We start from the raw sequence: 12919 nt of genomic DNA, 5'->3' as shown, positions 1-12919 counted from the left end.
CCAGTTAAAAATATCCCCGGTAAACTACCGGGGATACACTAAAAGATATTTACCTATTACTTTGCAATATGAAACTCGTCTCTTCTGTTCATCGCCCATGCTTTCTCGTTGTTAGACGGATCGATGGGATCTGATTTACCATAGCTTATCGTTGATAAGTCTGAAGATGCAATACCAAGAGTAACGAGATAATCTTTTGCTGACTGTGCTCTTTTCTCACCAAGTGCAAGGTTATACTCCACAGAGCCCCTGTCATCACAATAACCGGCAATCTGTACCTTTACATTTGGATTTTCTCTAAGGATTTTTGCATTATTCTCAAGAATGGTCTTTGCGTCAGGCCTGATATTGTACTTGTTAAAATCGAAATGGATCATTTTAAGCTCTTTCTGAACCTCGTCCAAGGTCATCTGCTTGGTTTGCTGAGCCGTCATTGTAGATGCTGGAGCAGATGGTTGAGCTGGAGTACTAACTTCTGCCTTTGCCTGCGGCTTTGCTTCTGGTTTTACAACCTCTTTCTTTGCACAACCCGATATTACCATACTAAAAATAGTGAGTAAGCTAAATATAAATGTTACCTTTTTCATTTTTATCCTCCTTTTTTTAATAAAGATTAATACTTATTATAATAAAGTCAATAACTTGTTTATCAATTATCTCCGTAATTTAACACCATAATGCAGCATGGGGTGATATTTGAGGCAGACTTTATTTGACGCATTGTTTTACTCATTTCACGGCATTTCCCGCTTTTTTCAAATGCATTTTTTGTGCTAATGTATAACACTAAAAATTGTTAAAGCATGATCAGAATATGCCTGGATCTCTATACTCTCCAAACACCTTTCTCATCGTATCCATGATCTGGCTTACGTTTTTAGGTCAAGACGGCAATGTTTAAGCAATAAAGGAAATAAAGAAGAATTCATTGACAGGGCGAACGTGTGGGGATGACAATTTTATACACAGCATAGAAGAGGCACCCGGCAGAGAGAAATTAAAGGCAGGGAAATGCGGAAGACCAAAGAAAATGGGTATCTGTTTGAATGCATAAGTAAGGAAGCAAAGCCTCCCGGTGGTAACATGCTATAAATAGTAGTTGAGTCGAGGAACACTCGCCCAAAGTTAACCACACAAGAAAGCTAATGTTATGGAAAAAGTATACTACATCGGATTGGACATTCACAAGAAGAATATTTGGTACTGCATGAAACTCGAAGATGGCACAAAAATAAGCCAGGGAGAGGTAGCAGCTTAACGCACGGCTCTCCGTCAATGGATTGCCGGTATTCCCGGTCCATGGAAGCGACGATATTTACCAGATGGGTCTATGATTTCCTCAAACCCCATGCCCTCGAACTCAAGGTTGCACATTTCGATACCTGCGTAAGCCTGCCGAGACTGTCAGTAATCACTTTGAAATATTTATTGCAATTACAGTAGCCAGTATTCCTAAAAATATTAAGATTATAAAAAACAATACTGGTAAAAAACTATCAACCCTTTTTATTTTGTATGACCATTTTGAAATAATTCGTAAAATCATACCGCTATTATCATGGTGACGAATTATTTTCATTAATAGTATGACCCTCAAGGGATTTATTTAATAATTTTATCTTTTCTATAGCTCGCTTTTTATATTCATTTGGCTCCTTCGAGGTAAACATATTCCATTGTAGAATTTCCTGTGCTTGAGTCATACTCGCCGATGAGGTTGTTGTAGATGTCGTAGATGAATACTGTGGTAACTCCACCAGCGGTCTTGATGAGCCTTCGGTTCATGCCGTCATAGGTATATTGCCCGATGACTGCCCCGCTTGCATTCGATACCTGCGTAAGCCTGCCGAGACTGTCGTAGTTGAGGAGTGTGCCGGATTCTGTCTCTGCCGTGATGTAGCCCGCCACGTCATATCAAAGATCGGGTCTGAAGGATTCAGGCCCTTCATGTGATCAAAGACCCCTTCCATGTCCTCGAACAATCTCTTGAACAGCTTTATATCTTTCTTATCAAGAACGGCGCTCACACCTCTCTGATTGACTCTGTTGATTATGTCGGTAACATCTGTCTTTATCTCATCCGATTGGATGAGAAGACCAAGAAATACCTGTAGATCTACGTTTTGCTCGCTTGCTATGCTCAGCATTGCGTTTATGAGGGTCCTTATGTCGTAGAGGATGGAGTAGATTGCTTCTTTCTTTTAGATCGATTTCTTGTAAAAAAATCCCAGAGTGTATATTGTCTGCCATGTTTATCAACAATCATATTTTCTTCATTAACAAATGCCTTATAAAGGAAATACGGAACAACAATAGTACTTAGAAATTCTATATCATTTACAATAACTATACTGATAAAACCAAATTTATTATAAATACCTGATTTTATAATATACCAAGGAAATACAGCTACTGCACTAGATAATAAGAATAAGGGTATGTATTTACCCTTAACTCGCATCCTTTGTATTACTGCAGCTATAACCGCTCCAACTGATAAAATCAAATCTATATAGAAAGGCATGACATTAGCCGTCTCAAATTTCACCGGATTAGTAATCTTAAAAGATTTATTAAAACTTTGTAAAGATCCAGCAATAGCCATACCAAAAAAAATATAAATGATAACAACAATTCTTATTTTTCTTTTTAGCTCTTCATTCATAGTATTAATCCTTTTTATTGATTTTTATCACAGAAAGTTGCTTCCTTATAACACATATAAGTGAACCCTGCCGCATAGCTTCCTCCTCCTATATATGCCCCCGCTTCAGCTCCTGGTACGTTTGCAATTATTGCCCCAATTACTGTTCCGACACCAGTTGCGGCTGCTGTACCCTCTACAATAGTTTTATAATTTTCCATACACATAGAGAATACATTTCCATGGAATGTAGGTGTACATTTTTTCTGGTTACACTCATTCGGATTTTTTATTTCTGGTGGCTGAGGCGGTTGGGGAACCGGGGGAGGTACAACTGTCGTTGTGTTCTGCCAGCCGAAAGGATCGAAGTTAGTTAATGAGTTGTCCAATGCATATAGGTAGTCATTCAGTTTTTGTGGATTGATAGCAAACATTGATAAAAGCTCATTAAACATTGAACTCGTGTTTAATTGTGCATTTACCATTGGCTGCAATATCGGATCCGGCTCTATGTATCTTCCTATCGACGGGTAGTAGTATCGGTTCATGTTGTAATAGAGACCGGTTTCAGAATCGGCGTACATGCCAGGGAATCGGAGGTTGTTGGTTACTGTTGCTGTTGAGATAGTTGCCTGCCCGAATGGATCGTAGCTTGCCTGCCAGACTACATTCTGGTTCTGGTCGGTCATCTCTATCGGTGTGCCGAGATGGTCGAGGTGGTAGTAATAAACCTGCTCACCGGAAACCTGTGCATGGGTTTGTCTGCTTACCATGACCTATTTATTCCTATTTTCTCCATTAGCCAAAGCAGTGAAAAATATATATACATAAAAACAAGTACACTGAAGCCGCCATAAATATAATACCTACGACAATCCAATAATAATTATAAATTTTTTTACCTAACGGGTTTCGCAACAACTTATAATAATATACGTCTGGTGGTTCCATAAATACATTTAAACGTTTCAACGCACCTATCAATATAAAAAGACCTAATCCGAAGAAAGAAAAAATTGATAGTAAGAATACCAGAGTAATCACTACGTTTTTTACCATTTAATAGATCCCAAAGGTATTTCTGGACTTACAGGAAACAATGATACTCCAGGGCTGAAACCGAAACAAATAGTGCGCGGATTATTTGAAACACTTACTCCTAAATATTTACCTAATCCATATGACCATGATATAGGTTGTTCTAATGGAGGTACTGGTGGTGGATTATTTTCACATTTATTTGGCGGAGGCGGCTGAGGAGGTGCTGGGGTATAACAGTAAACAATTCCGCCACCGAATTGAGGAGTTGTAAGACCAAAATTTGTTTGAGTAGGATTATTGGAACTCCAATTTACATCAATATTATCTATGGTTCCACCAATAACCCAATACCCTAAGCCTAAGGAATCTACAAAAAAAAGCGGATCATTTAATACATATACATACTCATGCATTTGCTGGGGATTAGCAGCAAGAAATGATAAAAGCTCATTAAACATTGAACTCGTGTTTAATTGTGCATTTACCATTGGCTGCAATATCGGATCCGGCTCGATGTATCTTCCAATTGCAGGGTAATAATATCGGTTCATGTTGTAGTACAAACCTGTCTCACTGTCGGCATACATACCGGGGAAGCGGAGGTTGTTGGTTACTGTTGCTGTTGAGATAGTTATCTGTCCGAATGGATCATAAGAAGCCTGCCAGACTACATTCTGATTCTGGTCGGTCATCTCTATCGGTGTGCCGAGATGATCGAGGTGATAGTAGTAAATAGTCTCACCAGTTACCTGTGCATGGGTCTGTCTGCTTATCATAACTATGAGTAATACCATACCTCCGATGGTCAGTAAACCGATTATATCGAGCTTGCGTCTCTTGGCGTTTCTGCTCAGACGGATTATTGCAATCCCGATGAGCGGGAAAAGATAAATGAACCCGTCAATCGCTCCCATGCCCGTCATGGTACCGGTGTTCCTCAATGAAATCCCTGTAGTGCTGCAACCGGTATTGATAGTGCTGCGTACTGTATCTATAATCCCGCATCCTCTGGAAGACGATGAAGTTGTGGAGGATGAAGTTGATTCTGTTATCATGGCAAGCGGCTTACTGCCGAGGTAGATATATTCTTTTGTAGTGTTTCCTGTTGATGCATCGTACTCACCTATGAGGTTGTTGTAGATGTCGTAGATGAATACTGTGGTGACTCCGCCCGTGGTCTTGGTGAGCCTTCGGTTCATGCCGTCATAGGTATATTGTCCGATGACTGCACCAGTGGCATTCGATACCTGCGTAAGCCTGCCGAGACTGTCATATTGAAACTGCTTACCCGATACTGTTTCATTTGTGATATACCCCGCTGCATCATATAAGAATGTTGAGCCAGCAGGATTGTTGTAGTTCCAGAGCTTATTTGTGCCTGGATAGTATGAATAGTTTATTGTATTACTCGGTGTCGTTGCAGTTAATCTATTCCCTGCTTGATCGTAGCTGTAGGTTAATAAGCCGTAATCCCCGGTTGAATCCGTAAGTCTGCTGAGCGTGTCGTAGCTGTAGGTGTATGTCGTGGGAATGGTTGTGATCGTAAGGACATTCCCTGCATTGTCGTTATTGTACGCCCGGTTAATAATACTGCCTACCTGTATGTTCGTTATCTCGCCGGTTGCGTCTGTGGTAATGGTAAGCGGCAAACCGTTGCCATACGTAAGTCCTGCAAGGTCTCCGAACGGCTGGTACGTGATATTGCTCGCTATGGTTGTATTGACACCGTTTACCATTGCAGAAACGCTTGAGGGCTTGTTTGGGTCTGCTGCATACGTATAATTTACAACCCTGCCGGACGGTAAGGTTATGGATGCGAGGTTGCCGTCATTATCATACGCATAGCTTGTAACATATTGATGTCCAAGTATGCTCTGTGTTTCCTGAATAACATTGCCCCGTGCATCATAGCTGTAGGCTGTATTGCCCGAACTGTCCTGCATCCCTGTAAGCCTGCCGATACCATTGGTTATAGATGTATTGATAGGATTCTGGCCGTCGTAATAATAGGTTATCAGAGGACTGGAAGGATTAGACATGTCGATAACTGAGGTGAGACGGTTAAGGGCATCATAGGTATAATTGAGCGTCCGATTATCTGCATCCACCTTGCCTATAAGATTGCCGTTCGGATCATACCAGTACCTTGTAATCCCAGTATCAGGTGAGTTTACCTTTACAAGCCTGTTCATATCGTCATAGGTATAGTCTGCATTGTTCCCATTTGCGTCTGTCGCTGTTATAAGATCGCCTTGCAGGTTATATATATACGCGGTCTGCGCATTGGTTGATGAGATATACTGTATGACCTGACTGAGCTTGTTTAAGGCATTGTACTGGTAATTAGTTGTATTGCCATCAGGATCGGTCTGGATCACCATATTCCCGTTACCGTCATACCCATAAGTCGTTATAGCTGTAATGCCATTTATAACCTGTGCAAGCCTGTTGTATTGGTCGTTCGGGTTTAAATCCCGATTTAGGAATTTTGCAGCTATTAACAGGTGGGAATTTTGAGACATTTTTTCGTTTAAACGCCCATTCCCTGCTTACCGGGTGATGCTGTTCCCACAAAGATGATCTTTCAACCCTGTTTACCCTGATGTCTTCGAGACTTTTCCAAAAAAATTGTTAAAGCATGATCAAAATATGCCTGGATCTCTATACTCTCCAAACACCTTTCTCATCGTATCCATGATCTCACCAACGGATGCATAAACCTTCACCGCTTCAAGCACATGCGGCATAAGATTTTTATTTTCTTTTGCAGCTTCCTCAATCCGTTTAAGTATAAGTCCGACTTTTTTATTATTTCTTTCCTTTTTTATCTGTATAGTCCTTTTTATCTGTCTTTTTTCAACTCCGGGTGAAATGACGAGCGTGGGGATTGCATTTTTATCTTCCATTCTGTATTTATTAACGCCTACGACAATCTTTTCTTGATTCTCAAGCTGATGTTGATACTTGTACGCTGCATCAGCAATCTCTCTCTGAGGATAACCCTGCTTTATTGCCTCTATCATGCCGCCCATTTTATCAATCTTATCTATGTATTTATACGCATCCGCTTCCATTTGATCCGTAAGACTTTCTATAAAATACGACCCTCCTAAAGGGTCTATAACATTCGCAGTTCCGCTTTCCTCTGCAATGATCTGTTGAGTCCTTAGTGCAACCGTTGCTGCCTGTTCTGTCGGAAGTGCCAGTGTTTCATCCATTGAGTTTGTATGCAAAGATTGTGTGCCCCCGAGTACAGCAGCAAGTGCCTGTATGGTAACGCGTACAATATTATTCATTGGTTGTTGTGCAACAAGACTGCATCCTGCTGTTTGCGTATGGAACCTTAATCTTAAAGATTCAGTTTTTTTTGCACCAAACCGCTCCTTCATGATCTTTGCCCACATCCTTCTTGCTGCCCGAAACTTTGCGATTTCTTCAAAGAAATCATTATGCGCATCAAAAAAGAAAGAAAGCCTTACGGCAAATTCATCAATATCAAGCCCCTTTTCAATGCCTTTCTGAACATAAGTTATGCCATCCATAATTGTAAAAGCGAGTTCCTGAATGGCGGTTGAGCCCGCTTCTCTTATATGGTACCCGCTTATGCTGATTGTGTTCCATTTTGGAACATGTTCTGAACAGTATTCGAATATATCCGTAATGATCCTCAAAGATGGTTCAGGAGGAAAAATCCAGGATTTCTGGGCTATGTATTCCTTGAGTATGTCATTCTGTATAGTACCGCTAATAACCTTAGGATCAATACCCTGCTTTTCCGCAACTGCTATGTACATGGCCAAAAGGACTATTGCTGGCGCATTGATCGTCATTGATGTTGTTATCTTATCAAGCGGAATACCGTCAAAAAGTATCTCCATATCCTTCAGGGTATCTATTGCAACACCGCATCTTCCAACCTCTCCTTCTGATCTTGGATTATCCGAATCATACCCCATTATTGTCGGCATGTGGAATGCTACTGACAGTCCTGTCTGCCCATGCTCGAGAAGATATTTATACCTGAGGTTTGTTTCTTCTGCCGTTCCAAAACCTGAAAACTGACGCATTGTCCAGAGCCTTCCCCTGTACATGTTTTTATATATGCCGCGTGTATACGGATACTCCCCTGGATAACCGAGTCTTTGATCATAATAGAATCCTTCCAAATCTTCCGGCGTGTATACCGGATCAAGCTCTTTATCCGATATGGTTGAATACCTTTTAAGTCTTGTGCCTGTAAATTCTGTTCTGTCTGTTTTACTTTTCAATGCCGTCCCTTGCCCGCACTCCTTCGTTATAATAATGCTTTATCTCTTTCATTTCGGTTACGAGATCCGCCTTATCAATAATTGCCTGCGGTGCATACCTGCCCGTTATGATCAGTTCTACATTATCGGGTTTTAAATTAATCAGTTCGAGAGATTCCTCTATTGTCACAAGTTTAAAATCTATTGCAACATTAAGTTCGTCAAGTATTACAACATCGTACTCACCACTTGACAGTACCTCTTTTGCCTTTTTAAGTCCATCATGAGCCATTCTAATCTCTTCTTTTGAAGGATTATTTTTATTAACGAAATCGGGTCCGCCTGCCTGGATGATGGTAAGATATGGCTTAAGCATCTCCTGTGCGTTCAGCTCTCCATAGTCTATCTTGCCTTTCATAAATTGAATCATAATAACTTTATATTTATGGCCTGCTGCCCTCAAAGCAAGACCAAGTGATGCCGTTGTCTTGCCTTTTCCATTCCCTGTATAAACCTGAATAAAACCCTGCCCCTTCATTTCAGTCCCTCAATGAAGGAAATAAGAAGCCTTACACCGGCACCAGTTGCCCCCTTTGTAAAATACGGCTTTGAGCTGTCAAGATAGGCTGTGCCGGCAATATCTACGTGAGCCCATCTTGTATCATTTATAAATTCTTTTAAGAAGATACCGCCCTGTATTGCCCCCCCCCCAGCGGGACCCAGAGTTCTTTATATCAGCTACATCACTTTTTAAAAGATCCCTATAAACATCCCACAGCGGCAGTTCCCATAACCTATCACCACTTTTTTCTCCTGCTTCGATAAGCTTTTTTACAAGCTCATCGTCATTCCCCATAATACCGCTTGCCTCACTGCCGAGTGCTACAACACATGCACCTGTAAGCGTTGCAAGGTCTATGAGGTATTTTGGTTTATACTGGTCAACCGCATAGTATAGTGCATCCGCAAGGATCATCCTGCCTTCTGCGTCCGTTGATATGATCTCAACCGTTTTCCCGGAAAGCGTTTTAACGACATCCCCTGGTTTTTGAGCCTTTCCACCGGGCATATTCTCCGCCAATGGCGCTATTGCAATCACGTTAACTGGTAAACCAAGCCTTTTGGAAAGTATAGGGATCATAACGGCTGCTGCTGCCCCGGCCATATCAAACTTCATCTCTTCCATACCAGAACTTGGTTTAATTGATATACCTCCGCTGTCAAACGTAACACCTTTACCAACAACTACGTATCTATGTCCTCCCACTCTTCTTCCGTTGTACTCAACGATCACAACCCTTGGAGGCTCATAACTGCCTTTAGACACACCAACTAAAGCATTCCAACCCTTTTTAGTTAAGATCTTTTCATCAAGTACCGTTATCTTTAATCCTTCTTTTTTTGCCTTTTGAACTACAATGTCTGTAAACAGTTTTGGGGTCATCATGTTGCTCGGCGTGTCTGCAAGCTTCCTTGCCTCATTTGTTGCAGATGCTATTTTAAAGGTGCGATCTATGTTTTTTTGCTGAATTTCTTTTTTACCGGCAGAGTATAAATGAATCGTGTAATCTTTCTTGAGCTTATCATCCTCTTTTACCGTTTTAAGCTCTTCATAAGTATATTCACCAAGCACAATACCTTCTACGACAGCCTGCACCGCAGCATCTGCCGGCAAATTCTCTATTCCGGGTATTATAATTGCAATATCATCTGCACGGGTATGTTTTATCTCTTTAGTTATATCACCTCCCAACCTTCTAAATGATTCTGTATTGATTTTTTTTGTTTCAGGGAGCTGTAAAAAAGCATACCATATACCCTCCTTATCAATAAATCTTACACCATTCAGGATATTTTTTAATGGTTTATTCATCAACCTGGCAACGTCTTTATCAAGTAACTTTAAAACATCTTCTTTTCTATCTTTTACATAAGCATAGATCTTAAGCTCTGTTTTAAACTTTTTATAATCACCCGTTCCGGAAAGTATCTTCACTTATCAGCATCTCCTTTAAAATTATTCTTTATAAAACGATGGATCCACATACCTTTTTGTTACATCATACAACATACCTGGCTCACTTATCCTGTTTATAGAATTCATCTGGATATCCATCCATCCAGATTGAGTAACCAAACTTACCGATTGCTCTGAGATATCTTTTAAAACACCTCTATACACAATCCCATTTGCCAAAACCTCTACTTGCTTATTTATTAAATCTCTAATTTGTTTCATATCATACACACGTCACAGCATTCGCTTATGCACTAAATAATTGTTAACGTAAAAAACTATTATGTTATCCAATGGTTTATTTTTCCACATATACTTTTTAATGTATCGCATAGAGATTAAAATCAACTGAGCCGGCATAAATGGTACCATCCGCACCTATCGCAGGCGATGAGTCCATTCCTAATGCAGAAAGCCTATCGGCATAGAACCATTTGAGTGTCCCATTTTGATTAATAGCATACAGGTTACCGTCACTCGATCCGACATAGATCGTGCCATCAGATCCTACCGCTGGCGAAGAGTTTATATTCCCAAGTGTAGGATATGTCCAGTCAAGTGAGCCGGTCGAATAGATCGCATACAGGCTAACACCGGACCCGACATAGATAGTGCCGTTTGCACCTATTGCGGGTGATGAATAATCTATAGCACTTCCCGTGGTGTAGCTCCAGTCGAGTCCTCCATTCGGGTTGATCGCGTATAGACTGCCGCTGCTTGATTGAACATAAATAGTGCCATCTACCCCTATTGCGGGTGATGAATATATACTGCTGCCTGTAGAGTAGTTCCATCTACGTGTTCCGTCAGGATTGATCGCATATAGATTACCATCCCCGGAGCCGACATAGATAGTGCCATTCACTCCTATTGCGGGTGATGAATATATCTCGCTGCCTGTGGTGTATGTCCAGTTGAGCCCTCCGCCATTATTTATAGCATATAGATTACTGTCTCCGGAACCTATATATATAGTACCATCCGCACCTATCGCAGGCGAGGAGTACCAGATGGGTCCACCGGTTGGGTAACTCCAATCGAGCGAGCCGCTTGAACTGATCGCATACAGCTGGCCGTCGCTTGAACCGATGTAAATAGTACCATTATTCCCTATTGCGGGTGATGAATACCATATTGCCCCTCCGGTCGGGTAGCTCCAATTGAGTCCTCCATTCGGATTGATAGAGTATAACTTGCCGTCATCAGAGCCAATATAAATAGTGCCATCGCCTCCTATTGCAGGCGATGAGTATATATAGTCACCCGTAGTGTAGCTCCATTTTAGAGCGCCTGTTGTAGAGCTTGTGTTATAAGGACTTGAGCCGGTCGATTGAATATCTCTATGGAATCTGGGCCATGGACTGCTGCTGCCTACTATAACGGTACTGGTGCCGGTTACCGAGTTATTAAATCCATCGCTTACGGTTACATTTGCATTGTAATTTCCAGGGATGCCGGGAGAAGCCCACGTAGCCTGGCTTCCAGTTGTTACATTGACACCACCTATGCTCCATACGTAGCTAAGAAAATCACCGTCCGGATCGGATGCATCGCATAAAAGGTTCGCATAAGTAATAACGGGTTGAGGGGAGATAGATATGCTCGTTATAAAAGGCGGCCATTCGGGTGTTGTGCTCAAAGCAACTGAGCCGGTTACCGTACCCCCAGCTCCATCATCCACTGTTACTGTAACATACCCGCCTGTACTGTGTGAGAACGGTGCTATTATTGTAACTGTAGGACCACTCCCGGTTAATGACCATCCGGTTGTTGTTGTCCATGAGTAACTGAGCGTATCGCCGTCCGGATCGGATGCATTTACAATTACTGTTACTGTTTGACCGATTCCAACCGGATTGGGTGATGCTGTAATGCTGTTTATGGCCGGTATGCCATTCCTTTCCGTGCTTATTGCTATTGTACCAGTTACAACACCTCCGTAATTATCATCCACTGTTACTGTAACATACCCGCCTGTACTGTATGAGAACGGCGATACCACTGTGGCTGTAGTACCGTATCCTGTTATGGCCCACCCGGTTGTTGTTGTCCATGAGTAACTTGGCGTATCGCCGTCCGGATCGGATGCACTTACAACTACCGTTATTGGCTCACCAGGCGTTACAGGGTTTGGTGATGCACTAATACTGCTTATAGCTGGTGGTGTATTCACCTGTGTGCTTATTCCAATTGAACCGGTTACGATACCGCCGTTTCCATCATTCATCGTTACATAAACTATCCCGTTGTTACCGTAACTGTTTGGGGCTTTTACACTTATTTGTGCTGTGCCCTGTCCCGAGCTTATTGTCCATCCGGCAGGAGCCGTCCAGGTATAGGCTAAAGTATTGCTGTAAAGATCTGTTACCGATACCGAGATTGCCATAACACCACCTTTATTTACCGGGTTTGGTGATGCCGTGATACTATTTATCACCGGTATGCTATGTGTACTATTATTCCCTTCTGTGATTATTGGAAGTGAGCCGCTTACCCTATCACCACTTCCATCATCCGCTGTTACTGTAACATATCCGCCTGTCCCGTATGTAGATGGTGCTGCTATTGTTGCCGTAACCCCATAGCCTGTTACCGTCCATCCCTGTGAAGCTGTCCATGAATAATGGAGTACATCGCCGTCCGGATCAGAGGCAACTACAACTGCTGTCATTATGCCGCCGGGCGTTACAGGGTTTGGTGATACCTTAAAGCTGCTTATTACGGGTGAGCTGGTACCTTTAGGTCTGCCGCATCCTATTATAAAAAATGCAAAGCTTATCATTATTACCGGTAAAAGCTTAAATTTTTTAATCATAAATCTTCTCCTTTTATTTTAACCTATAGCAATATGTACTATTCGAAAACTGTATGAGCAAGTTTTACGGATCATAATTCAGCTCAAACCAGTTTTCTTGAAAAATGGTATAATAAATTTTTTATAAATGCCATAAAAATCTTCAAAAAGAAGGA

Annotated in this window: 11 protein-coding genes; all 11 read right to left on the bottom strand. The window is 41.6% G+C overall.

All coding sequences use genetic code 11. The features are described from left to right. Nucleotides 1-56 precede the first annotated feature (56 nt). Nucleotides 57-587 carry an OmpA family protein gene (locus tag M1381_11050; GenBank protein ID MCL4479612.1) on the bottom strand — a complete coding sequence of 177 codons (531 nt, stop codon included), beginning with the start codon at nucleotides 585-587 and terminating at the stop codon, nucleotides 57-59. 969 nt (nucleotides 588-1556) lie between these two features. Next, the gene (locus M1381_11045) at nucleotides 1557-1757 is read right to left on the bottom strand and encodes a hypothetical protein (GenBank protein MCL4479611.1); all 201 of its coding nucleotides are present in this window, start codon (nucleotides 1755-1757) and stop codon (nucleotides 1557-1559) included. Nucleotides 1758-1781: 24 nt separating this feature from the next. Beyond that, nucleotides 1782-2147: a hypothetical protein gene (locus M1381_11040; protein MCL4479610.1), complete on the bottom strand. Its 366-nt coding sequence runs from the start codon at nucleotides 2145-2147 to the stop codon at nucleotides 1782-1784. Nucleotides 2148-2164: 17 nt separating this feature from the next. Continuing rightward, nucleotides 2165-2665 carry a hypothetical protein gene (locus tag M1381_11035; GenBank protein MCL4479609.1) on the bottom strand — a complete coding sequence of 167 codons (501 nt, stop codon included), beginning with the start codon at nucleotides 2663-2665 and terminating at the stop codon, nucleotides 2165-2167. A 14-nt stretch (nucleotides 2666-2679) separates the two neighbouring features. Continuing rightward, nucleotides 2680-3417 carry an RHS domain-containing protein gene (locus M1381_11030; protein MCL4479608.1) on the bottom strand — a complete coding sequence of 246 codons (738 nt, stop codon included), beginning with the start codon at nucleotides 3415-3417 and terminating at the stop codon, nucleotides 2680-2682. A gap of 279 nt (nucleotides 3418-3696) precedes the next feature. Then, nucleotides 3697-6207: an RHS domain-containing protein gene (locus M1381_11025; GenBank protein ID MCL4479607.1), complete on the bottom strand. Its 2511-nt coding sequence runs from the start codon at nucleotides 6205-6207 to the stop codon at nucleotides 3697-3699. A gap of 120 nt (nucleotides 6208-6327) precedes the next feature. Further along, on the bottom strand, nucleotides 6328-7953 hold the full coding sequence (locus tag M1381_11020) for a methylmalonyl-CoA mutase family protein (protein MCL4479606.1): 1626 nt from the start codon (nucleotides 7951-7953) through the stop codon (nucleotides 6328-6330). Next, nucleotides 7943-8470 carry a cob(I)yrinic acid a,c-diamide adenosyltransferase gene (gene cobO, locus M1381_11015; protein ID MCL4479605.1) on the bottom strand — a complete coding sequence of 176 codons (528 nt, stop codon included), beginning with the start codon at nucleotides 8468-8470 and terminating at the stop codon, nucleotides 7943-7945. The genes M1381_11020 and cobO overlap by 11 nt, the downstream gene beginning before the upstream one ends. Nucleotides 8471-8593: 123 nt before the next feature. Next, nucleotides 8594-9928, bottom strand: coding sequence for a leucyl aminopeptidase (locus M1381_11010; protein MCL4479604.1), 1335 nt, complete (start codon nucleotides 9926-9928; stop codon nucleotides 8594-8596). A gap of 21 nt (nucleotides 9929-9949) precedes the next feature. After that, nucleotides 9950-10171 carry a hypothetical protein gene (locus M1381_11005; protein ID MCL4479603.1) on the bottom strand — a complete coding sequence of 74 codons (222 nt, stop codon included), beginning with the start codon at nucleotides 10169-10171 and terminating at the stop codon, nucleotides 9950-9952. A 97-nt stretch (nucleotides 10172-10268) separates the two neighbouring features. Beyond that, nucleotides 10269-12764, bottom strand: a complete 2496-nt coding sequence (locus M1381_11000; protein MCL4479602.1) for a PQQ-binding-like beta-propeller repeat protein — start codon at nucleotides 12762-12764, stop codon at nucleotides 10269-10271. Between the last annotated feature and the right edge of the window lie 155 nt (nucleotides 12765-12919).

This window comes from Deltaproteobacteria bacterium (assembly GCA_023382265.1).
Taxonomy (GTDB): domain Bacteria; phylum JAMCPX01; class JAMCPX01; order JAMCPX01; family JAMCPX01; genus JAMCPX01.
The sequence above is the reverse complement of the archived record's forward strand: the minus strand, read 5'-3'. Positions and strand labels throughout refer to the sequence as shown.